The following is a 22,560-nucleotide window of genomic DNA, read 5'->3' on the forward strand; positions in this document are numbered from 1 at the left end:
CCCGGCGGCGGCGGGGCGGGCCCCCCCCCCCCCGCGGGGGGGGGGGGGCCCCCCGGGCCCCCCCCCCCGGCCCCGGGGGCCGACGGCGATCAGTGGTGGCCGTGGCCGCTGCTGATCTCCTGGTGCTCCTCGGCGGTGGGCTTGGGGATCTGGCTGCCCTTGCCGTAGAAGCCGCGCGAGAGCTTCGCCCGGGTGCGCGCGAGCAGGCCGACCTTGCGGACCACCCCGTTCTCGTCCACCTCGGCCGGCAGGTCGACGGGCTCCGGCTGGTCGTGCGCGGTGAGGGTGTACAGCCGGCCCGGCGGGAGCGGGGTGTGCACCTCGACGTACTCGCCGTGCGGCAGTCGCTTGATGACGCCGCTCTCCCGGCCGTGCAGCACCTTCTCCTTGTCCCGGCGCTGGAGGCCGAGGCACCAGCGTTTGGTGATCACGAACACCACCACCGGTGCCACGAAGAAGCCGATCCGCACGGCGTTGGTGATCGCGTTGATCGACAGGTGGAAGTGGGTGGCGAGCAGGTCGTTGCCACCACCGGCCAGGAGGACCAGGTAGAGGCTGATCCAGGCCGCGCCGAAGCCCGTTCGGACGGGCGCGTTGCGCGGCCGGTCGGCGATGTGGTGCTCACGCTTGTCGCCGGTGACCCAGGCCTCCAGGAACGGGTAGCTCCAGATGACGAGCAGGACGGTCGGGAAGACCAGCAGCGGGACGAGTACCCCCATGTTCAGGGTGTGGCCGCCCCAGACGCCGATCTCCCAGCCCGGCATGATCCGGACCAGGCCCTCGGAGAAGCCCATGTACCAGTCCGGCTGGGCGTCGGTGGAGACCTGGTCCGGCCGGTACGGGCCGTACGCCCAGATCGGGTTGACGGTGGCGATCGCCGCCATCGCGGAGACGACGCCGAAGACCAGGAAGAAGAAGCCGCCGGCCTTGGCCATGTAGACCGGCATCAGCGGCATGCCGACCACGTTCTCCTGGGTGCGGCCGGGTCCGGCGAACTGGGTGTGCTTGTGATAGAAGACGAGCATCAGATGGGCTGCCAGCAGGCCCAGCATGATCCCGGGGATCAGCAGGATGTGCACGGTGAACAGTCGCGGCACGATGTCCGTACCCGGGAACTGCCCGCCGAACATGAACATCTGAAGGTAGGTGCCGACCAGCGGCACCGCCAGCACCGCGCCCTCCATGAACCGGATGCCGGTGCCGGAGAGCAGGTCGTCGGGCAGCGAGTAGCCCATGAAGCCGTCGAACATGCCGAGGATGAGCAGCAGTGCGCCGAAGATCCAGTTGATCTCGCGGGGCTTGCGGAACGCGCCGGTGAAGAAGACGCGCATCATGTGCACGAACATGCCGGCGACGAACACGATCGCGGCCCAGTGGTGGATCTGCCGCATCAGCAGACCGCCGCGGACCTCGAAGCTGATGTCGATCGTCGAGGCGTACGCCTCGGACATCTGGATGCCCCTGAGCGGGATGTACGACCCGTCGTAGATGGTCTCGGCCATGCTGGGCTTGAAGAAGAAGGTCAGCCAGACGCCCGTCAGGATGATGATGACGAAGGTGTACAGGCAGATCTCGCCCAGCATGAAGGACCAGTGGTCCGGGAAGATCTTGCGCAGGTTGGACCTGGACAGGGTGTAGATGCCCAGCCGTCCGTCGGTCCAGTCGGCGAGGGCCTCGGCCTTGTTCGCGGGTGCCGCGCGTGTGCTGGTGACCGGTCCCGGGCGCGACTGCTGGTCGGTTCTCACGACGGGCTCCCCGGCGTCCGCTGCGTGTCGCCCGGCAAGCCCACCTGCGGAGCTGCCGGCCGGCCAAGTGATGTGATCATGGGACCTCTCGATACGGGTTCGCCGGGTTCGCCGGCACGCGGGTCCGCCGACCCGCTGGCCCCGTTGCTCAAAGTGATGGATCGCTTACTCTGCCATGCTGTCGGCAGGGGGCCGACTGTGCACGTCCATCGGCGCGTCCGGCCGGTCGTGTCGGGGCGGAACGGGCGCGCCGACGGGGAGGGAACGGCCGGTGAACGCCCGCCCGCAGGGCCGGAAGTGGTGCGCCCGAGTGCTGTTGGCGGGGTGGTGAACCGTTTCGGCGCGCGCCGTGCGCCGGGCCGCCGACGTCCCCGGCCTACGCTGCGCCAATGGTGGATCACCGTGAACTCTTCGAGGACGTGACCGCGACCCTGGCCGGAGCCGGGTTCGACACCGCGCGGGGGCCTTCCGGCCTGAGGGTCGGCCACTGGCCGCAGGGCGTGGTCGTCGGCTGGCCCTCCCGGGAGGAGCCCGCCGCCGGGGAGGACCCTCCGGCGAGGCTGCCCGCCGAGGGCATCCGAGCGGCCGTCAGCGGGGCCGTCGCCGCGGTGCTGCGGGAGTCCGGCTACCGGGTGGCGGACGCCGGCGGCGACGCGGTGCTGGTGACGGCCGGCCCGGAACGGGCCGCCGCCGAGCCGGCGGACCCGCAGGGGGAGACCGCCTCCGGGCCCGAGCAGTGGTGGGGCTGAGGCCCGGCCGGCTGCCGGGGTGTCAGTGGCGGCGCCTAGATTGAGGGACTGTCGGCGGGCACCGCCCGCCGCGATCACCTCCACCGCTTCGCCGCCGCCCGGAAGGGGCCTTCGCCATGCCAGCTGCCTTCGTCGAAGAGCAGGTCACCTACCTGGAACTGTCCGAGGACTCGGGTGGCGCGCACAAGTTCTACGAGGTGCGGACGGCCGGTGCGGCCGTGACCGTCACCTACGGGCGGATAGGGGAGTCCGGGCAGACGAAGACGACCTCCTACCCGACGGCGGAGAAGGCGGCCGCCGCGGCCGCGAAGAAGCTCGGGGAAAAGGTTCGCAAGGGCTACGCCCCGGCCGTGCGCGGCGTGCGCCAGCGGCGGGCGGTCACCCGGCGGGCGATCGTCAGCAGTGGCTCCACGGCCCGTCAGGCGCCGGTGCTCTGGCGGTTCCGCTCGGGCGCGGCGGCGTTCGGGATCTTCGTCGGCGAGGAGCACGCCTGGGTCGGCAACGAGCGCGGCGACGTCTTCACGCTGACCCACGACGGCCAGGTCACCGGCCGTTACGGGCTTCCGGACGGCGTGAAGTGCATCGTCGCCGACGACTGGTGGATCTACGCGGGCTGCGACGACGGCAAGGTCTACGACCTGGGCGGAAAGGTGCCCCGGGTGGCCTACGAGATCGCCGAGGACGTCGACATCTACTGGCTGGACATCCACGACGGCGTGCTCGGTGTGGCCGACGCGCGCGGCGGGATCACCACGGTCGACCACGAGGACGAGTTCCAGTGGCGCCGCAAGGCCGACGGCCAGGCCGGCTGGATGGTGCGCTGCGACGCCGACGGCGTCTACCACGGGCACTCGCGGGGGGTCGCGCGCTACGCCGCGCGCGGCGGCGAGCCGCTCTGGCACACCGCGACGGAGGGCGGGGTGCTGTTCGGCTGGCAGGAGCGCGACGAGGTCTTCGCCGGCACCTCGCGCGGCTGGGTGCACCGGCTGAACAAGGCGGACGGCTCCGAGTCGGCCCGCTACCGCTGCGACGCCGCCGTGTTCTCCTGCGCCGCCTCGCCCGACGGCCGGTTCGTGTTCGCCGGGGACAACCACTCCTCGGTGTACTGCTTCGCGGCGGACGGCACCCGCCTCTGGAAGCTGGGAACGGGCTGCGGCTCGGCCTACAGCATGCAGTACCGCGACGAGCGGCTGTACATCGTCACCACCGATGGCTCGCTGGCCTGCCTGGACGCCTCCGAGCAGGCGGTCCGGGCGGCGGAGGACGGCCGGGTACCGCTGGCGGCGGAGGTCAACGGCTCGTCCTGGGCGGCCGTGACACCCGGCGCCGAGGTGGAGGTCGTCACGGCCGGCTCCGCGACCGGGATCGAGGTGGAGTGCGTGCAGGAGGGCGGCCGGCTGCGCGTCCGGGTGGTGTCGCCGGGGTTCGACGCGAGCCGGCGGGTGCAGTTCCCGAAGGACATCCGGGTGGCGGGGGCCCGCTACCTGGTCGCGGAGGTGCTGGCGTCGGGCGGCGGCGGCTTCTACCGCGTCCGCGGCGACATCAAGCGGCTTCTGTAGCCGCCGGGACCGCGTGGAGTCACGGTCGCCGCGGCGAACCGATCAGCGGGGTGCGCGCCGGCGCGGCGGGCACCACGGGCACCACGGGATCGCAGCCCGTGCCGTACGGGCCGCCGCCCGGGTGGAGGGAGCCGGGCGGCGGCCCCGCCGTCGGTTTTCCACCGAACGGACGCTGTCGCCCGGCCGGGGAAGGGACCGGCCGGGCGACAGCGTCCGTTCGGCGTCTCCCGGGGGTGTGGCCGGGCGAGGGCCCCGGAGGTCGACCCGAACGGCCGCCCCGGTCTGCCGCCTTCGGGGCGACCGGGTCGGCCCTGCGGAACGGCGGAGCCGCCGCAGGGCTGTTATGACTCTCGTGGGTGGCATTTGTGCCGCTCATCCCGTTTACGAGGAGGCATCCTCATGGGTGCTGCGACAACGAGCGCCACCGAGACCGACGTGGTGCACATTCTCTGGATCAACGCGGGGCTCAGCTGCGACGGCGACTCGGTCGCGCTGACCGCCGCGATGCAGCCGAGCATCGAGGAGATCGTCACCGGAGCCCTGCCCGGTCTGCCGAAGATCGCCGTGCACTGGCCGCTGATCGACTTCGAGTGCGGCCCGGTGCAGGGCGCGGACAACTTCGTCGAGTGGTTCTTCAAGGCCGACCGCGGTGAACTCGACCCGTTCGTGCTGGTCATCGAGGGGTCCATCCCCAACGAGACGATCAAGCCGGAGGGGTACTGGTGCGGCTTCGGCGACGACCCGGAGACCGGCCAGCCGATCACCACCAGCGAATGGCTGGACCGGCTCGCCCCGAAGGCCACGGCGGTCGTCGCCATCGGCACCTGTGCGACCTACGGCGGCATCCACGCCATGGCCGGCAACCCCACCGGCGCGATGGGCGTGCCCGACTACCTGGGCTGGGACTGGAAGTCCAAGGCTGGCCTGCCCATCGTCTGTGTGCCGGGCTGCCCCATCCAGCCCGACAACTTCGCCGAGACCCTGACCTACCTGCTCTACCAGCTGGCGGGCTCGGCGCCGATGATCCCGCTGGACGACAAGCTGCGCCCGACCTGGCTCTTCGGCGCCACCGTGCACGAGGGCTGCGACCGCGGCGGCTACTACGAGCAGGGCCAGTTCGCCACCGAGTACGGCGCGCCCGAGTGCCTGGTCCGGCTCGGCTGCTGGGGTCCGGTGGTCAAGTGCAACGTTCCCAAACGGGGCTGGATCAACGGCGTCGGCGGCTGTCCCAACGTGGGCGGCATCTGTATCGCCTGCACGATGCCGGGCTTCCCGGACAAGTTCATGCCGTTCATGGACCCGCCGCCCGGCTCCCACGTGTCGAGCAACGCCAGCTCCGCGTACGGCGCGGTGATCCGGCGGCTGCGCTCGATCACGGCGAACACGCTCGACAAGGAACCCAAGTGGCGCCACTCCGGCCGCCGGCTGACGACCGGCTACCGGGCCCCGTGGTGACCCGGCGGGCCGCGCCGAGGGCGCGGCCCGCCTTCGCTGACCTCCCCTACGCAGAAGGGCACGACAGACACGATGGCGACACCGACGACGAAGGCGGCCGGCGACGGCAGCGGCCTGGTGGAGATGTCCTGGGATCCGATCACCCGGATCGTGGGGAGCCTCGGCATCCACACGAAGATCGACTTCAAGCAGAAGCGGGTCGCCGAGTGCTACAGCACCTCGTCCGTGTTCCGCGGCTACAGCGTCTTCATGCGCGGCAAGGACCCGCGCGACGCGCACTTCATCACCAGCCGCATCTGCGGCATCTGCGGTGACAACCACGCCACCTGTTCGGTCTACACGCAGAACATGGCGTACGGGGTGAAGCCGCCGCACCTGGGGGAGTGGATCATCAACCTCGGCGAGGCTGCCGAGTACATGTTCGACCACAACATCTTCCAGGAGAACCTGGTCGGGGTGGACTACTGCGAGAAGATGGTCCGCGAGACCAACCCCGGCGTGCTGGAGCTCGCCGAACGCACCGAGGCGCCGCACGCGGGCGACCACGGCTACCGGACCATCGCCGACATCATGCGCTCGCTCAACCCGATCGAGGGCGACTTCTACCGCGAGGCGCTCCAGGTCAGCCGCTACACCCGCGAGATGTTCTGCCTGATGGAGGGCCGCCATGTGCACCCCTCCACGCTGTACCCCGGCGGCGTCGGCACGGTGGCCAGCGTGCAGCTGTTCACCGACTACCTGACCCGGCTGATGCGGTACGTCGAGTTCATGAAGAAGGTCGTCCCGCTCCACGACGACCTCTTCGACTTCTTCTACGAGGCCCTGCCCGGCTACGAGGAGGTCGGCCGGCGGCGCGTCCTGCTCGGCTGCTGGGGCAGCCTCAACGACCCCGAGCACTGCGACTTCACCTACCGCAACATGACGGACTGGGGCCGCAAGATGTTCGTCACCCCCGGCGTGGTGGTGGACGGCAAGCTGGTCACCAACGACCTCACCGAGATCAACCTCGGCATCCGGATCCTGCTCGGCAGCTCGTACTACCAGGACTGGCAGGGGCAGGAGCTGTTCGTCACCCACGACCCGCTCGGCAACCCGGTCGACCCCCGGCACCCGTGGAACCAGCACACCATCCCCGCCCCGCAGAAGCGCGACTTCGACGGCAAGTACAGCTGGGTGATGTCGCCGCGCTGGTTCGACGGCAAGGACCACCTCGCCCTGGACACCGGCGGCGGCCCGATCGCCCGGCTCTGGTCCACGGCGCTCTCCGGCCTCGTCGACATCGGCTACATCAAGGCCACCGGCCACAGCGTCAAGATCAACCTGCCCCGCTCGATGACCAAGCCCGAGGTCACCTTCGAGTGGAAGATCCCGCAGTGGTCCAACGCCATCGAGCGCAACCGGGCCCGCACCTACTTCCAGGCCTACGCGGCCGCCGCCGCCCTGCACTTCGCCGAACAGGGCCTGGCGGAGGTGCGCGCCGGGCGCAGCCAGACCTGGGAGCGGTTCGAGGTCCCGGACGAGTCCATCGGCTGCGGCTTCACCGAGGCGGTCCGCGGTGTGCTCTCGCACCACATGGTGATCCGCGACGGCAAGATCGCCAACTACCACCCGTACCCGCCGACCCCGTGGAACGCCAGCGTCCGCGACAGCTACGGCACCCCGGGTCCGTACGAGGACGCGGTGCAGAACACACCGATCTTCGAGGAGAACTCCCCGGAGAACTTCAAGGGCATCGACATCATGCGCGCCGTCCGCAGCTTCGACCCGTGTCTGCCGTGCGGCGTGCACATGTACGTCGGAGGCGGCCGCACGGTGCAGAAGATGCACGTCCCCACCGGTCTCAGCGGGCTCGCCTGATGACGGCGGAGCAGACCGGACAGCGGGTCCAGGAGGCCCTGGACACGCTGGCGGGCCGGGGCGAGGCCGCCGTGGCCGAGGACCTGGTCCGCGAGCTGATGGCCTTCTACGGCGAAGGGCTCGCCCGGATCGTCGCGCTGCTCCCGGCGGGCGCGCTGGAAGCGGTCCTCGACGATCCGGCGGCGGCCGGGCTGCTGGTCCTGCACGACCTCCACCCGGAGTCCGTGGAGGCGCGGATCGGGCGGGCGCTCGCCTCCGTGCCGGAGCACCCCGTCCGGCTGCTCGGCTTCGAGGCCGGGTCCGGCACCCTCCGGCTGCGCCGGGACGGCGACGGCGGGTGCGGCTGCGGCGGCACCGAACAGGCCGCGCGGGAGGCGATCGAGAGCGCGCTCGGATGCCACGTGCCCGAGGTCACGGCGGTCGAACTGGACCGTGCCCCCAAGCTGCTGCAGATCGGCGGCCGCCCGCCGGTCGGGGCGGAGGCCCGGTGAGCGCCACCCGCCAGGCCGCCCGCCCCGGCACGGCGCTGCTCCGCAGACTGCGTGAGCCGGCGCCCCCGCAGCCCGAGCGCTGCGCCTTCTGCGGCCTGCACCTGCCGTCCGGGCACCAGCACCTGGTGGACACCGAGGAACGCTCACTGGCCTGCGCCTGTACCGCCTGCGGAATGCTGTTCCGGCAGGCCGGCGCGGCCGGCGACCGGTACCGCGCGGTGCCGGACCGCTACCTCTCCGACCCCGGCCCCGGTCTGGACGAGGCCGCCTGGGTGACCCTGCGGATCCCCGTCAGCACCGCCTTCCTGTTCCGCAACGCGGTGCTGGACCGCCTGGTCGCGCTCTACCCCAGCCCGGCCGGCGCGACCGAGAGCGAACTCGACGAGGAGACCTGCCGGGCGGCGCTGACCGGCACCCGCCTGGCCGGGCTGCTGGAGCCCGACGTCGAGGCGCTGCTGCTGCGCCGGACCGGCGGACGGATCCAGTGCCTGCTGGTGCCGATCGACGTCTGCTACGAGCTGGTCGGGCGGATGCGGCTGCGCTGGCAGGGCTTCGACGGCGGGGCCGAGGCCCGCGCCGACCTCGACGCCTTCTTCCGGCGCGTGACCGGCCGCGCCAAGGCGCTGCCCGAGGAGGAGCCCGCGTGAGCGACCTCGGTTTCACCTGCACCGGGGTACGGGCCGACCCGTACGCGGCCGGGCCGACTCTGGTGTTCCGGCTGCGGATCACGGCGGCCGAGGGCCTTCGGGTGCACGCCCTCGCCCTGCGCTGCCAGCTGCGGATCGAACCGGGCCGGCGCGGCTACGGCGAGGCCGAGGGCGAGCGCCTGGCCGATCTGTTCGGCGAGCGCTCGCGCTGGGCGACCTCGATGCACCCCGTCCAGTTCGCCCACGTCCCCCTGATGGTCCCGGGCTTCACCGGCAGCACCGAGATCGACCTGCCGGTGCCCTGCACCTACGACCTGGACGTCGCCGCCGCCCGCTACCTGCGGGCGCTCGACGACGGGGAGATCCCCGTGCTGCTGCTCTTCTCCGGTACGGCCTTCGCCGGCCCGGGCGGATTCCAGGTCCTGCCGGTGCCCTGGGACCAGGAGGCCGCCGTGCGGCTGCCGGTCGCGGTCTGGCGGGACATGATCGAACAGCACTTCCCCGGCTGCGGCTGGCTGCGACTGCCGGGCGACCTGATCGATGCGCTGCTCGCCTACCGCTCCCGGCGTGCCCTGCCGTCCTGGGAGGCGACCGTCCGTGAGCTGCTGACCGCGGCCCGGATCGAGGAGGCGGTCCGGTGACGGTCATTCCGCCGGGCCTGGCGGCCCGCTTCACGGCCGCCCGGCAGATCGCCGACGCGGTCCTGCTGGAGGGCTACGTCCTCTACCCGTACCGGGCGTCGTCGGCCAAGAACCGGTTGCGCTGGCAGTTCGGCGTGCTCGTCCCGCCCGGGTACGGAAAGGACCGGGCCGAACACTCGTACCAGCGCACCGAGTGCCTGATGGAGCCGCGCGGCGGCGACCGCCTCGCGGTCGAGCTGCGGTTCCTGCGCGCCCAGCGCCGTACCGTTCAACAGACCACCGCCGACGGGTCGTTCGAGACGGTGGAGCGGCTGTCGCTGGCCGACCGGGTGCTGGTGCCGTGGGACGAGGGCGTCGAGGAGCGGATCGAACTCCTCCTGCCGGTCGACGAGTTGGCCGATGGCGAGGTGGTCCGGGCGTTCCGGCTGCCCGCGGGTGCGGACGAGGAGGCGGTCCGCGAGGACGGCCGCCAGGTCGGGCGGCTGCTGCGCCGCCGCGAACAGCTCGACGGCGTCCTGCGGCTGAGCACCCAGGAGGTGCCCGGCCCCTACCGGGCGGTGCGGCTGACGGCGGTGGTCGAGAACACGGCCGACTGGCGGCCGCCCGACGACACCGGCCGGGATGGCGCGCTGCCCCGCGCGCTGGTCTCGGCACACCTGCTGCTCGGGCTCGAACGCGGTTCCTTCCTCTCCGTCACCGACCCGCCCGAGTGGGCCAGGGCGGCCGTCGCCGAGTGCCGCAACGAGCACACCTGGCCGGTCCTGGTCGGCGGCGAGGGCCGTGACGACATCCTGCTCTCGTCGCCGATCATCCTGGAGGACCACCCCCAGGTGGCACCCGAGAGCCCGGGCGTGCTCTACGACGCGACCGAGATCGACGAGATCCTCGCCCTGCGCACGGCCGCCCTCACCGACCAGGAGAAGCGGGAGGCCCGGGGCACCGACGACCGGGCGGGCGCCGTGATCGACCTCGCCGACTCGATGCCCGCCGAGGTGCTGGAACGCCTGCACGGCACGGTCCGGGCGCTGCGCGAGGTCACCGCGCCCCCGGCCGGCCCCGACACGGACCGGCCCTGGTGGGATCCGGGAAACGACCCGGCCGTCGACCCGGACCACGACCAGGTGCTGGTCGACGGCCGGCAGGTCGGTGCGGGCAGCCGTGTCCTGCTGAAGCCCGGCCGCCGCCGCACCGACGCCCAGGACCTCTTCCTGCACGGCCGGACGGCGCTGGTGGAGGCGGTGCTGCACGACGTCGACGGCTCGGTACACCTGGCCGTCACCGTCGAGGGCGACCCGGGCGCCGATCTGTGGCGGGCCCAGGGCCGGTTCCGGTACTTCCAGCCCGACGAGGTCGAGCCACTGGAGGGAGCATGAGCGCGGACCGGGTCCTGGTCGCCGGGGTCGGCAACATCTTCCTCGGCGACGACGGCTTCGGCGTCGAGACCGTGGCCCGGCTGCGTGCCCGGCCGCTGCCCGAAGGGGTGGAGGTGGTGGACTTCGGCGTCCGCGGTGTCCACCTCGCCTACCAACTCCTGGACGGCTACCGGACGCTGGTCCTGGTGGACGCCACCGCCCGTGGTGGTCCGCCCGGCACCGTCTACCTGATCGAGGCGGACACCGGCCCGGTGGAGCCGGCGGACACGGCCCTGCTGGACGGGCACCGGATGGGGCCGGACGCCGTTCTCGCCCTGCTCGGCACCCTCAGTGCGGGCACCGGGGGCGCACCTCCGGGCCGGGTGCTCGTGGTCGGCTGCGAACCGCGGCTGCTGGAGGAGGGCATCGGTCTCAGCACCCCCGTCGCCGCCGCCGTGGACCGGGCCGTCGAACTGATCCTGCGTGTCCTCGCCGAGCCGGAACAGGGCCGCGAGGACACCCGTCAAGCGGAGAGAAAGGTCTCACCATGCTGAAGAACCTGATCGGAGCGGCCGTGCTGGCCGTCCTCGCGGCCGCGGTCTGGCAGAGCCTGCCCGACCTGAAGCGCTATCTGCGGATCAGCCGGATGTGAACGAACCGGCGCTGCTGCGAAAGGGGTAGCCCCACCGGCGGTGGCGGCGCGGCTGCGGGCCGGCGCCGCCACCGCGGCCTGTAATGGGAGCCGTTGCCCACCGGACCCGCAGGGACGAGGCCGATGCACGAGATGTCGATCGCGATGGCCGTCGTGGAGCAGGTGGCGGAAGCGGCCGGCGCCCACGGAGCCCACCGGGTGGCGGCCGTCCGGGTCCAGATCGGCGAACTGGCCGGCGTGGTACCCGAGGCACTCGGCTTCTGCTTCGAACTCGCCTGCGCCGAAACACCGGTGGAGGGGGCGGAGCTGCACATCGAGAGCGTCGCCGGACGGGCGGGGTGCGCGGGCTGCGATGCCCGATGGCTGACCGGGATGCCGCCGGACCTGTGCTGCCCCCGCTGCGGCGGAGCGCGGACGGAACTTCTGGCGGGGCGCGAGTTGCAGATTCTCGGGGTCGACTGGGCGGACACCCCGGTCCCTGCCCCGGCCGACCAGGAAGGCTGAAGCCGATGTGCCGCACGGCCGATCTCCGACAGGCGATCCTCGCCCGGAACGACGACGGCGCCCGCGAGTTGCGGGCGGAACTGACGGCGCGGGGCGCCGCAGCCGTCAACCTGCTCTCCAGCCCCGGAAGCGGGAAGACCGCCCTGCTGGAGGCGGAGCTCACACTCGCCCGCGAGCGGGGCGTACCGGTGGCAGCCCTCACCGCCGACCTCGCCACCGAGAACGACGCCGTCCGGCTGGCCCGTTCCGGGGTCCCCGTCAAACAGGTCCTGACCGACGGACTCTGCCACCTGGAGTCGGCGATGCTCCGGAGCCACCTCGCCGGCTGGCTGCCCGATCAGACCCGCCTGCTGTTCGTGGAGAACGTCGGCAACCTGGTCTGCCCGGCCTCGTACGACCTCGGAGAGACGCTGCGCGTCGTACTGGCCTCCGTCACCGAGGGGGAGGACAAGCCGCTGAAGTACCCGACGGCGTTCGGGCTCGCCAACCTGGTGGTGGTCACCAAGACGGACATCGCCGAGGCGGTGGAGTTCGACCAGGACGCCTTCCTGGCCAACGTGCGGCAGGTCAACCCCGGGGTGGAGGTGGTGTTCACCTCGGCCAGGACCGGCGCGGGCGTCGGCGCGCTGCTGGACCGGGCGCTGGCCGTGCTGGACGGCGCCGAGGTGCACCGGCCGGTGATGGCTCAGGCGTCGGCTCACGGGCACTCGCACGGGCACTCGCACGGGCCCGGGGGTGGGCATTCACACTCGCACGAGCACGTGGACGGCGGCGGGCTTCTGGCGATCCAGGTGTCCGACCCGGTGGGGGAGCAGTTTTGACGGTGCGTCACCCGGAGGCGTCCGAGCGGCGCCGGGTCGTGGTGCGTGGCGTCGTCCAAGGGGTCGGCTTCCGGCCGTTCGTCTTCTCGCTGGCCACCGGGCTCGGGCTCGCCGGGCACGTGACCAACACCGAGGACGGGGTGCTCGCCGAGATCGAGGGGCTGCCGACCGCCCTGGAGGCTTTCTGCCACCGGGTGGCGAGCGAGGCGCCGCCGCTGGCCGAGGTGGTGTCGGTACACCACGAGACCGTCCCCGCCTCGGGCGCGGAGGGGTTCACCATCTCCCCGTCGCGCAGTGCCGGGCGAGGTCGCACGTTCGTCCCGCCCGACGTCGCCACCTGCGCGGACTGTCTGGCAGAGCTGGGCGACCCGGCCAACCGCCGCCATCGGCACCCGTTCATCACCTGCACCAACTGCGGGCCGCGCTTCACCATCGTGACCGGGCTGCCGTACGACCGGGCCGCCACCACCATGGTCGGGTTCCCGATGTGCCCCGACTGCGCCCGCGAGTACGCCGACCCGGCCGACCGGCGCTTTCACGCCCAGCCGATCGCCTGCCACGCCTGCGGTCCGCGGCTGGCCCTGGTGCTGCCCGGCCGGGCCGACCTCGCCCGGGAGGAGGCACTGGTCCGGGCCAGGGAACTGCTCGCGGCGGGAGCGATCCTCGCCGTCAAGGGGCTCGGCGGCTACCATCTGGCCTGCGACGCGCGGAACGCCGGGTCGGTCGCCCGGCTGCGCCGCCGCAAGAACCGCGGCGACAAGCCCTTCGCGGTGATGGCCGGCGAACCGGACGACCTGGACGGGATGGTCCATCTCGACCAGGAAGAACGGGAGTTGCTCACCTCGGCCGTCCGGCCGATCGTCCTGCTGCGGCGCCGGAGCGGAGCCGTCGCCGAGATGGTGGAGAAAATCGCCCCGGGCAGCCCCGACCTCGGTGTCCTGCTGCCCTACACTCCGTTGCACCACCTGCTGCTCGGTCTGCCCGGCGATCCGGCCGGGCCCCGGCTGCTGGTGATGACCAGCGCCAACAGCTCCGGCGAGCCCATCGTGACCGGCGACCGTGAGGCCCTTGAGCGGCTCGCGCCGCTCGTGGACGGCTGGCTGACCCACGACCGGCCCATCCAGGTGCCGGTGGAGGATTCCGTCCTGCGGATCGTCGACGGGCAGCAGCTGCCGCTGCGCCGCTCACGGGGCATCGCCCCGCTGCCGGTTCCGCTGCCCGTCCCGGTCCGTCCGTCGCTCGCGGTCGGGGGCGACCTGAAGAACGTGTTCGCCGTCGCCGAGGGCGGCTACGCCTGGCTCTCCGGCCATGTCGGGGACATGGACGACCTCGGCACCCTGCGGGCCTTCGACCGGGCCGTCGGGCAGCTGAGCGGGCTGACCGCCGTCACGCCGGAGCTGCTGGTCGCGGACCGCCACCCCGGCTACCGCTCGGTCCAGCGGGCCTTGCGCGGCGCCGGGACCAGGCCGGTGGCGAGGGTGCAGCACCATCACGCGCATGTGGCGGCCGCGATGGCCGAACACGGACTGGACGGTTCCCGGCCCGTCATCGGCATCGCGTTCGACGGCACCGGATACGGGGACGACGGGGCGATCTGGGGCGGTGAGGCGTTGGTGGCCGACTACGACGGCTTCGAACGGTTCGGACACCTCGGCTACGCCCAACTCCCCGGCGGTGACGCGGCGGTGACGCGCCCCTACCGGATGGCGCTGGCCTGGCTGCGCCGGGCCGCACTGCCCTGGACGCCGGAACTGCCGTGCGTGCGCACCTGCCCGGCCGACGAACTGGTCGTACTGGAAAAGCAGCTGGAGTGCGGACTGAACTGTGTGCCGACCTCCAGCATGGGCCGTCTCTTCGACGCCGTCTCCTCGCTGGCCGGCGTCTGTCACCGGGCCGGGTACGAGGCGCAGGCGGCGATCGAGCTGGAGGCGGCGGCCGTCGCGTACGGCCCGGTGCGGGGAGGCGGCTACCGCTTCGCGGTGACGCCGGGGGAGGAACCGTCGCGCGCGGACCCGGCCCCGGTGCTGGCCGGCGTGGTGGACGACCTGTGCGCGGGCGCGCCGACCGGACTGATCGCGGCCCGGTTCCACGACGCGGTCGCGGAGCTCGTCCGGAGCTGGTGCGGCGAGGCGCGGGACCGGTACGGGATCGGGCTGGTGGTACTGACCGGCGGGGTGTTCGCCAACGCGGTGCTCGCCTCGGCCTGCGCCCGGGGCCTGCGCGATGACGGGTTCAGCGTGCTGCGGCACCGCAGGGTGCCGCCGAACGACGGAGGACTGGCCCTGGGCCAGCTGCTGGTGGCGGCGAGAGTCACCACCTGAGACGGAGGAAGCCCATGTGTCTGGCGGTACCCGGCAGGGTGATGGAGATCGAGGAGCGGGACGGTACCCGGATGGCCGTGGTGGACTTCGGCGGCGTGGTCAAGGAGGTGTGCCTGGAGTACCTGCCGGACCTTGAGGTGGGCGAGTACGCCATCGTCCACGTCGGGTTCGCGCTGCAGCGGCTGGATGAGGAGTCGGCCCGAAGGACGCTCGACCTTTTCACCGAACTCGGCCTGTTGCAGGAGGAGTTCGGTGACCCGTGGGAGGCGGCTGGTGGTGCGCCCGGGGCGTTCGACGCGGCCGGGCCGTCCCGGTCCGAGACGAAGGAGGAGTGGCGGTGAAGTACCTGGAGGAGTTCCAGAACCCGGAGCTGGCCAGGGGCCTGCTCGACGACATCAGAGCGGCGGTCACCAGGCCGTGGGCGCTGATGGAGGTCTGCGGCGGTCAGACGCACACCATCATCCGGCACGGCATCGACCAACTTCTTCCAGAAGGAGTGGAGTTGATCCATGGGCCGGGGTGCCCGGTCTGCGTCACACCGCTGGAGGTGATCGACAAGGCACTGGAGATCGCCGCCCGGCCCGAGGTCGTCTTCTGCTCCTTCGGGGACATGCTGCGGGTGCCGGGCACCGACCGTGACCTGTTCCGGGTCCGGAGCGAGGGCGGCGACGTCCGCATCGTGTACTCGCCGCTCGACGCGCTGCGGATCGCCCGGGAGAACCCGGACCGTCAGGTGGTGTTCTTCGGCATCGGCTTCGAAACCACCGCCCCGCCCAACGCCATGGCCGTCTACCAGGCCCGGCGGCAGGGGCTGCGGAACTTCTCCATGCTGGTCTCGCACGTCCGGGTGCCGCCCGCGATCGACGCCATCATGGCTTCGCCGGACTGCCGGGTCCAGGGCTTCCTCGCCGCGGGCCACGTCTGCAGCGTGATGGGCACCGACGAGTACCCCGCGCTGGCCGCCCGCCACCGGGTGCCGATCGTGGTGACGGGCTTCGAGCCGCTCGACATCCTGGAGGGGATCCGGCGCACGGTGCGGCAGTTGGAACGCGGTGAGCACACCGTCGACAACGCCTACCCCCGGGCCGTCCGCGCCGAGGGAAATCCGGCGGCCCGCGCGATGCTCGCGGACGTCTTCGAGGTCACCGACCGTGCGTGGCGCGGTATCGGCGTCATCCCGCAGAGCGGCTGGCGGCTCTCGTCGCGCTACCGCGAGTACGACGCCGAGTACCGCTTCGACGTTTCGGGGATCACCACCTGCGAGCCTGCGCAGTGCCGCAGCGGCGAGGTGCTGCAGGGGTTGCTCAGGCCGAACGAGTGCGAGGCCTTCGGCACGACCTGCACGCCGCGTACGCCGCTCGGCGCCACCATGGTCTCCAGCGAGGGGGCCTGCGCCGCGTACTACCTCTACCGCCGGCTCGGCACGCCGGCCGGCGCCCGGGAGGCGAGTCCCGTTGCCTGACACCGACCTTGACATCGACCTTGACCTTGGTCCGGGCCCCGACGGAGGGCTGGACGGCGGCACCTCGCCGGGCGGCGGTGCCATCACGCGCACGGCTGTCGTCGATTCGGACGGCGCCGGGGCGGATGCCGCGCCGGACTTCGCCGGGTGGACCTGTCCGGTGCCCTTGCGGGACCACCCGAGGGTGGTGATGGGCCACGGCGGCGGCGGTGCGCTCTCGGCGGAACTGGTCGAGAACGTGTTCGCGCCCGCCTTCGGAAGCCGGACGCTCGCGGCCCTCGGCGACTCCGCCGTCCTCACCCTCGGCGGGGCCAAACTCGCCTTCTCCACCGACTCGTTCGTGGTACGGCCGCTGTTCTTCCCCGGCGGCAGCATCGGGGACCTCGCCGTCAACGGGACGGTGAACGACCTCGCCATGAGCGGGGCCCGGGCGGCGTACCTCTCCTGCGGGTTCATCCTGGAGGAAGGCGTCGAGATGAGTGTGGTCGGGCGGGTCGCCGAAGCCCTCGGCGCGGCCGCCAGGGCCGCCGGGGTCGAGGTGGTGACGGGCGACACCAAGGTGGTGGAGGCTGGCCGGGGCGACGGCATCTACCTCAACACCGCCGGAATCGGCCTGATCCCGGCCGGGGTCGACATCCGGCCCCAACGGGCCGTGCCGGGCGATGTGGTGATCGTCAGCGGGGAGATCGGCCTGCACGGCGTGGCGATCATGAGCGTCCGGGAGGGCCTGGAGTTCGGGGTCGAGGTCACCAGCGACTGCGCCGCCCTGGGCGGTCTGGTCGAGACGATGCTCGCCGTCACACCCGACCTCCACGTGCTGCGTGACCCCACCCGGGGTGGGCTCGCCGCCGCGCTCAACGAGATCGCCACCGCGGCCGGGGTCGGGGTGGTGGTGCGGGAACGCTGCGTCCCGGTTCCCCCGCAGGTGGCCAACGCCTGCGCGATCCTCGGGCTCGACCCGATGTACGTCGCCAACGAGGGCAAGCTCGTCGCCTTCGTGCCGCGCGCACACGCCGACGCCGTCCTCGCGGCCATGCGGGCGCACCCGCTGGGCGCGGCGGCCGCGGTGATCGGTGAATGCGTGCCCGACCACGCCGGGATGGTCGTGGCCCGGACGGCCCTCGGGGGCACCCGGGTCGTCGACCTCCCGCTCGGGGAGCAGCTTCCGCGGATCTGCTGAGCCCCGGGGAGCTCCGGAAGCCCTGGGAACCCTGGGAGACCTGGGAGCCCGGGGGCTTCGGGAACCTGGGGAGCTTCGGGTGGCGGCGTGCCGATGCGGTCGTCGGCGCGCCGCTTCGGCGGGTGGCGCGGGGGTGCTTTGTGGTGGGCGGGTCAGGGGGCGGTCTGGGGGCGTGACCTGGCGCCGGGGGCGTGCGACAAGGCGGGCACGCGGCGGACGGTTCCGGTCGCGAGCAGGCGGTGCCGCGGGAGCGGCGGCGCTCCAGGACGTGGCTCAGGGCCTGGACGCGGTCGGCGCCGCCACCTGACCGGGACCGGCATCACCCGTCCTGATCGGTCACACGGTGGGGTGGGAAGCCCGGCGCGGATCCGGCTTCGGAGGCCTCGTCGGCGGCGTCCGACGGCGCTTCAGTCGCTCTGGCCGACCGGACAGGTCCGCTGCGAAGAACCCGTCCGGCGCACGGAGCACGACGGCCCGCGGGGAGGCGGGATTCTTTGCGGCACCGGCCCGTTCCACAGGGGCCGAGGGCTCCCGCGCCGGATGACTTGGCGCGGTGGGAGCGCCCCCCGGTAGCGGGTCGCGTCGGCCGGTCGACGGCCGGAGCCGGTCGGGTGGTACGTGACGGCTGTGCGGGTGACCTTGCGGCGGCGTCGAAGGCGACGCGCCGACAGCGGTGTGCGTCGGTAATGGGGCGTCGCTCGCGGGCGGCGCTTGTCATGTCGTCGAACCTGAGAGTCGCCCATGCCTTCCAACACTCGTCTGCGCCGCCTCGTCCCCGTTGCCTTGTGCACCCTGGCCGCGGCCTTCCCCGTCTCGGCGGCCCAGGCCGCGCCGCCGGGCGGGCCGGCCGGCGGCGACGGGGGCGGCCCGGTGGACTGGCACCGGCTGGCAGCGTGTGAGAGCGGGGGGAACTGGCGCATCAACACCGGCAACGGTTACTACGGGGGACTGCAGTTCGACCAGCCGACCTGGCGGGAGAACGGCGGCCTCGGCTACGCACCGCGGGCCGACCTCGCCGCCCCCGAGGAACAGATCGCCGTCGCCCAACGGCTGGCCGCGCGACGGGGCCTGACCCCGTGGCCGGTCTGCGGCGCCACGGCCGCGCGCCACCACGCACGGCCCCCGGTCCGCCCGGTCGTGCCGCCGCCCGTCGACGATGCCGTCCACGACCGGAGCGGGACCGTCGAGGAGGCTCCTCTCCCCGACGGGGACGCCACCGGTGCCTTGCCCGGACCGGGGGAGGTGTGGACGGTCGGTGAGGGCAACACGCTCGGAGCCATCGCCGAGCGGCTGGGCCTGCCGGGTGGCTGGCCAGCGCTGTACGAGCTGAACCGGCTGGTCATCGGTGCCGATCCGGACCTGATCGAGCCCGGTGAGCAGCTGCGAATTCCCGGCTGAGCCGCCGCGTCGGCTTCCGGCGGCGAGGCGGTGCGGGCCCTGGGCGGGCGCGCCGGTCGATCTGACGGGGCGTCTGCCGGGTCTCGTCCCATGAGTCGGAGGCGGGCGCCGGGGCGGGGCGATGCCCGGACAGCCACTGTCCGGGCATCGCCCCGCTCGTCGTTGACGAGACCGGGTGCAGGGGCGGCGCCGGGTTCAGGGGGTTCTCGCAGCCGGTTCCTGGCGCGCAGTAGGGTCCGTTCCGGGAAGGGGATCAGGTGGAACGGATGCGGGTCCTGCTGTTGGACGCGGCTCCGGGCGAGTTGCTCGACCGGGAGCTGGAGCGTCTGCTGGGCCACGGGCTGGCCGTCACGCTGAACCTCCGGCGGGTGGCCGACCGGGCCGGCGCGCGGGCCGCCTGGTCGGGCCGGGTGGACTTCGCCGACGTCGACGCCTTCGACGAGTCGGCGCTGATCGCCGAGACCGCCCGGGACGGACGTGGCTACCACGCGGTCAAGTCCCGCGCGGGCGTGCCGCTGCGGGCGGCCTTCCTCGCGGCGGCGACCGATCCCGTGCTGGACCACCGACTACGGGTGATCGGCCGGGCGGAGCTGGCACTGATGCGGCCGGGGTCGATCCTGCTGAACACCGCCCGGGGCGGGATCGTCGACGAGCAGGCGCTGGCCGACGCGCTGAGCGATCCGGCGCACCCGCTCGCGGCGGCGGCCGTCGACACCTTCGAACACGAGCACGCCGCCTTCGCCTCACCGCTCTTCGGCCTGCCGAACGCGCTGCTGACCCCGCATGTCGCCGGGATGACCAGGAGGAGCGCCATGGCCACGGCCGCGATCCGTTGTGCGGATCGCATCGCCGCCCTGCTCGCCGACCGCCCGGACGGTGTGCCTGTGGTGACCGGCTGACACCTGCGGTCCACCGGCGTGTCCCGGATGGTGATCGCACGGCGAGCGTGTCCCGGTGCGGGGTCGGGTGGACCGGCCGTCCGGCGTTGCGCTTCGCTACGGTGCCGCGCCGTCCGTGGCTTCGGCGCGGTCGTGCGCGGCGCGGACCGCCGAGGTGTGTGGATCGGTGCGACGGTCGTACCGCCAGAGGGCGGGCAGGGCGGCGGTGAGGACGCCGGTGGAGGCGACGCAGGCCAGGCCGCCGGAGCGGAGAGCGGTCCGGATCCCGTAGCGGGCGGCGAGGCCGCCGGCCCGGATGTCCCCGAGGGCGGGCCCGGCGGATCCGATGAGCGTCTCCAGCCCGGCCGCGCGGCCGCGCAGTTCGGTGTCCAGTCCCCGGCGCTGTACTGGCACTTCAAGAACAAGCGGGAACTGCTCGACCTGATGGCGGAAGCCATGCTGGCCGAGGCCCTGCCACCCGACCGCCGACCGGCTCCGGAGAACTGGCCGGACTGGATCGCCCAGGACGCGCGCGCCAAGCGCCGCGCCCTGCTCGCCTATCACGACGGCGCCCGGGTGCACGCCGGAACTCTGCCTACTGAGGACGAACTTCCGGCCGTCGAAGCCCAGTTGAGTGCTCTCTGTCGAGCGGGCCTGCGGCCGCGCAGTGCGCTGCGGCTGCTGCTCGCAGTCGACCGGTACATCATGGGCTGGGTCACGGAGGAGCAGGCGTGGCGGCAGGACGCCGATGAGCGGGCCCGCCCGCCGTTCCCGGACGAGGCGCTGCGTGACCTGCCACTGCTGCGGGAGGCGGCTGACGTCCTGCGGATGACCGACCATGACGCCGACTTCGAGTACGGGCTGCGCATCCTCATCGAGGGGTTCCGGGTGGAGGAGGGGCGTGCTGAAGGCGCGCTGGAGTGAGGGGCCTGTGGAGTGAGGTCCTCGGGGTAGGGGGTGGGGGTTTCGGGGGTGGCGGCAGTCCGGGGTCAGGCCTTGCGGGTGCTGAGTGCGAGCGCCTCGCGCAGTCGTCCGTCCGATGCGGCGAGCAACCGGGCGGCGGTCGGTGCGTCCACGTCGGCGAGGACGACCAGGACTGCGTCCTTCGCCCTGCCGTCGGTGGCGGTCAGCGCACGCCGGACGGTCTTCTCGTCGGCGCCGGTGGCCTGGGCGACGATCCGCTCCGCCCGATCGCGCAACTTCTCGTTGCCCGCCCGGAGGTCGACCATCAGATTTCCGTATGTCTTGCCGAGGCGGACCATGACGGCCGTGGACAGCAGATTCAGCACGAGCTTCTGCGCCGTGCCCGCCTTCAGCCGGGTCGAGCCCGCCAGTACCTCGGGCCCGACCTCCACTTCGATGCCCAGCGCGGCCGCGGCCACCAGTTCCGACCCCCGGGTGCAGGCCAGCCCGAGTGTCAGGGCCCCCGTCGTGCGGGCGTGCCGGACGGCCGCCACCACGTACGGCGTACGGCCTGATGCGGAGATGCCCACCACGGTGTCGTCCGGCGTCAGCTTGAGCTCTTCCAGGTCGGCGAGGGCGAGTTCCGGACGGTCCTCGGCGCCCTCGACGGCGGAGACCAGGGCCTGCGGGCCGCCGGCGAGCAGGCCGACCACCTGGCCGGGCGCGGTGTTGAAGGTCGGCGGGCATTCACTCGCGTCCAGCACGCCGATCCGTCCTGCCGTGCCCGCCCCCGCGTACACGAGTCGTCCGCCCCGGGTCATCCGGGTGACGACGGCGTCGACCGCGGCCGCGATCTGCTCCAGCTGTCCGGCCACGGCCTCGGGCACGCTGCGGTCCTCGCTGTTCATCAGCCGGACGAGATCGAGCGTGGCCATCAGATCGATCCCGGCCCACTCCGGCCGCACCGCCTCCGTCACCGGTAGGCATTCTCGCTTCGCTTCGGGCAGGGGTTCCGGATCCATGCAGGCAGCCTCCCCCGTGTGTCCTCCGCCAACCCGAGTGGTCGCCGAGGGGTGTGCCATCCGGCGCGCGCAGCTATAGAAGTGGGTGGGGCGGTAGAAGGCTGGACGTGAGGCTGCCTTTGGAATCGGGAGTGACGGCGTCCCCGGTGGCTCCCGGCGAGTGTCACGCCATCCAGAAGAAGACCGCTGTCATCCGCCGTTCCTCCAGAGCGGTGCCGTAGTAGGTGGTGGCGCTGTGGATGAGGTTGGCGTGGTAGAGGAGAAGGCGGTTGAAACGGTTGGGGACGCGGACGTCCTCGGTGAAGGCATCGACGGGGACGTGCCGGGTGCCGAGTGCCTCGACCAGGTTGTTGTGCGGAGGGTTGACGATGTTTCCGCCGAGGCGGCCGCCGGGGAACTGCTGACGGTAGAAACTGGTGCCGGCCTCCTTGGGGGCGTCGGGGCTGAGATAGAGGACGGCGGCGTAGCGGCACAGCACGCGGGAGTCGGTGTGCGGGCGGGACTCCGACTCGCCGGCGCCGACGAGTTGGACGCAGTTGTGGTTGAGGGTGCCGCCACCGGGGGCGCTCTGGACCCAGAGCCGGGGCGCGCCGGTGGCCTTGCGGACCAGCGCCTCGACACGGGCCAGCTCGCCCGGCTCCAGACCGGGCATGGTGCGCAGCCCGGGCCAGCTCTCGGGACGGTAGGGGTAGCCCTCGGTCCAGTCGCCGCGAGCGAGGCAGCGCTCCCGAACGGCGTCCGGGTCGGGCAGGACGTCGTCCAGGGTCCAGTAGTCCCGGCCGGGGGTGGGTTTGCGATAGGGCAGGACCGGTAGGGCCACTCGCCTGGTGGGCTGTTGGGGCATGGGCCGACCATAGGGGGCGGGGTCGCCAACATTCTGCCGTGAACAGGTCAACCTTTCGTCAACTGCTGCTCCTCTCCGG

At 72.6% G+C, this 22,560-nt stretch carries 23 protein-coding genes; 19 read left to right on the forward strand and 4 right to left on the reverse strand.

Annotated features, from left to right (window positions below; translation table 11 throughout):
* Positions 1-89 precede the first annotated feature (89 nt).
* Entirely contained in the window at positions 90-1,745 is a 1,656-nt protein-coding gene (locus ACIP82_RS10775) for a cytochrome bc complex cytochrome b subunit (RefSeq protein WP_400652868.1), read from the reverse strand.
* 389 nt (positions 1,746-2,134) lie between these two features.
* Here ACIP82_RS10775 and ACIP82_RS10780 point away from each other — a divergent pair, with 389 nt between their 5' ends.
* The 18 genes from ACIP82_RS10780 to ACIP82_RS10865 all read left to right on the forward strand — a co-directional run bounded on the left by ACIP82_RS10780 (position 2,135) and on the right by ACIP82_RS10865 (position 19,733).
* Positions 2,135-2,494, forward strand: coding sequence for a hypothetical protein (locus ACIP82_RS10780; protein ID WP_363613663.1), 360 nt, complete (start codon positions 2,135-2,137; stop codon positions 2,492-2,494).
* A gap of 116 nt (positions 2,495-2,610) precedes the next feature.
* Positions 2,611-4,053 (forward strand): WGR domain-containing protein, encoded by a 1,443-nt coding sequence (locus ACIP82_RS10785; RefSeq protein ID WP_400652870.1) that lies wholly within the window; start codon positions 2,611-2,613, stop codon positions 4,051-4,053.
* Between the two features lie 399 nt (positions 4,054-4,452).
* Entirely contained in the window at positions 4,453-5,508 is a 1,056-nt protein-coding gene (locus ACIP82_RS10790; protein ID WP_363613667.1) for a hydrogenase expression protein HypE, read from the forward strand.
* 72 nt (positions 5,509-5,580) lie between these two features.
* Positions 5,581-7,365 carry a nickel-dependent hydrogenase large subunit gene (locus tag ACIP82_RS10795; protein WP_363613669.1) on the forward strand — a complete coding sequence of 595 codons (1,785 nt, stop codon included), beginning with the start codon at positions 5,581-5,583 and terminating at the stop codon, positions 7,363-7,365.
* Positions 7,365-7,856, forward strand: a complete 492-nt coding sequence (locus ACIP82_RS10800) for a hypothetical protein (RefSeq protein ID WP_400652872.1) — start codon at positions 7,365-7,367, stop codon at positions 7,854-7,856. Before ACIP82_RS10795 ends, ACIP82_RS10800 begins: the two co-directional genes overlap by 1 nt.
* Entirely contained in the window at positions 7,853-8,503 is a 651-nt protein-coding gene (locus ACIP82_RS10805) for a DUF5947 family protein (RefSeq protein ID WP_400652874.1), read from the forward strand. The genes ACIP82_RS10800 and ACIP82_RS10805 overlap by 4 nt, the downstream gene beginning before the upstream one ends.
* Positions 8,500-9,144: a DUF6084 family protein gene (locus ACIP82_RS10810; protein WP_363613673.1), complete on the forward strand. Its 645-nt coding sequence runs from the start codon at positions 8,500-8,502 to the stop codon at positions 9,142-9,144. The genes ACIP82_RS10805 and ACIP82_RS10810 overlap by 4 nt, the downstream gene beginning before the upstream one ends.
* A complete protein-coding gene (locus ACIP82_RS10815) occupies positions 9,141-10,517 on the forward strand; it encodes a hypothetical protein (protein WP_400652875.1) in 1,377 nt (458 codons plus the stop codon). The genes ACIP82_RS10810 and ACIP82_RS10815 overlap by 4 nt, the downstream gene beginning before the upstream one ends.
* Positions 10,514-11,050 (forward strand): hydrogenase maturation protease, encoded by a 537-nt coding sequence (locus ACIP82_RS10820; RefSeq protein WP_400652877.1) that lies wholly within the window; start codon positions 10,514-10,516, stop codon positions 11,048-11,050. The genes ACIP82_RS10815 and ACIP82_RS10820 overlap by 4 nt, the downstream gene beginning before the upstream one ends.
* The gene (locus ACIP82_RS10825) at positions 11,044-11,148 is read left to right on the forward strand and encodes a DUF6893 family small protein (protein WP_400652878.1); all 105 of its coding nucleotides are present in this window, start codon (positions 11,044-11,046) and stop codon (positions 11,146-11,148) included. The genes ACIP82_RS10820 and ACIP82_RS10825 overlap by 7 nt, the downstream gene beginning before the upstream one ends.
* Positions 11,149-11,271: 123 nt before the next feature.
* Positions 11,272-11,652 carry a hydrogenase maturation nickel metallochaperone HypA gene (gene hypA / locus ACIP82_RS10830; RefSeq protein ID WP_363613679.1) on the forward strand — a complete coding sequence of 127 codons (381 nt, stop codon included), beginning with the start codon at positions 11,272-11,274 and terminating at the stop codon, positions 11,650-11,652.
* Between the two features lie 5 nt (positions 11,653-11,657).
* Positions 11,658-12,473, forward strand: coding sequence for a hydrogenase nickel incorporation protein HypB (gene hypB / locus ACIP82_RS10835; protein ID WP_400652881.1), 816 nt, complete (start codon positions 11,658-11,660; stop codon positions 12,471-12,473).
* Between the two features lie 2 nt (positions 12,474-12,475).
* Positions 12,476-14,794, forward strand: coding sequence for a carbamoyltransferase HypF (gene hypF / locus ACIP82_RS10840; protein WP_400653045.1), 2,319 nt, complete (start codon positions 12,476-12,478; stop codon positions 14,792-14,794).
* A 14-nt stretch (positions 14,795-14,808) separates the two neighbouring features.
* A complete protein-coding gene (locus tag ACIP82_RS10845; RefSeq protein WP_400652883.1) occupies positions 14,809-15,135 on the forward strand; it encodes a HypC/HybG/HupF family hydrogenase formation chaperone in 327 nt (108 codons plus the stop codon).
* A complete protein-coding gene (hypD, locus tag ACIP82_RS10850; protein ID WP_400652885.1) occupies positions 15,132-16,256 on the forward strand; it encodes a hydrogenase formation protein HypD in 1,125 nt (374 codons plus the stop codon). The genes ACIP82_RS10845 and hypD overlap by 4 nt, the downstream gene beginning before the upstream one ends.
* An 82-nt stretch (positions 16,257-16,338) precedes the next feature.
* The gene (hypE, locus tag ACIP82_RS10855) at positions 16,339-17,436 is read left to right on the forward strand and encodes a hydrogenase expression/formation protein HypE (protein WP_400653047.1); all 1,098 of its coding nucleotides are present in this window, start codon (positions 16,339-16,341) and stop codon (positions 17,434-17,436) included.
* A 741-nt stretch (positions 17,437-18,177) separates the two neighbouring features.
* Positions 18,178-18,834 (forward strand): transglycosylase family protein, encoded by a 657-nt coding sequence (locus tag ACIP82_RS10860; protein ID WP_400652887.1) that lies wholly within the window; start codon positions 18,178-18,180, stop codon positions 18,832-18,834.
* A 266-nt stretch (positions 18,835-19,100) separates the two neighbouring features.
* The gene (locus ACIP82_RS10865; protein WP_400653048.1) at positions 19,101-19,733 is read left to right on the forward strand and encodes an NAD(P)-dependent oxidoreductase; all 633 of its coding nucleotides are present in this window, start codon (positions 19,101-19,103) and stop codon (positions 19,731-19,733) included.
* A gap of 96 nt (positions 19,734-19,829) precedes the next feature.
* Here ACIP82_RS10865 and ACIP82_RS10870 read toward each other — a convergent pair whose 3' ends face one another.
* A complete protein-coding gene (locus tag ACIP82_RS10870) occupies positions 19,830-20,126 on the reverse strand; it encodes a hypothetical protein (protein ID WP_400652889.1) in 297 nt (98 codons plus the stop codon).
* A 30-nt stretch (positions 20,127-20,156) separates the two neighbouring features.
* Here ACIP82_RS10870 and ACIP82_RS10875 point away from each other — a divergent pair, with 30 nt between their 5' ends.
* Complete coding sequence (locus tag ACIP82_RS10875) at positions 20,157-20,636, forward strand: TetR/AcrR family transcriptional regulator C-terminal domain-containing protein (protein WP_400652891.1); 480 nt, start codon at positions 20,157-20,159, stop codon at positions 20,634-20,636.
* Between the two features lie 65 nt (positions 20,637-20,701).
* On the opposite strand, the gene murQ is transcribed toward ACIP82_RS10875, so the two are convergent.
* Both murQ and ACIP82_RS10885 read right to left on the reverse strand, forming a co-directional pair.
* Positions 20,702-21,637: an N-acetylmuramic acid 6-phosphate etherase gene (gene murQ, locus ACIP82_RS10880; protein WP_400652892.1), complete on the reverse strand. Its 936-nt coding sequence runs from the start codon at positions 21,635-21,637 to the stop codon at positions 20,702-20,704.
* Between the two features lie 163 nt (positions 21,638-21,800).
* Positions 21,801-22,481, reverse strand: coding sequence for a DUF6445 family protein (locus ACIP82_RS10885; protein WP_363613008.1), 681 nt, complete (start codon positions 22,479-22,481; stop codon positions 21,801-21,803).
* Between the last annotated feature and the right edge of the window lie 79 nt (positions 22,482-22,560).

It is taken from the genome of Kitasatospora sp. NPDC088548, from assembly GCF_044753005.1.
Classification (GTDB): Bacteria; Actinomycetota; Actinomycetes; order Streptomycetales; family Streptomycetaceae; genus Kitasatospora.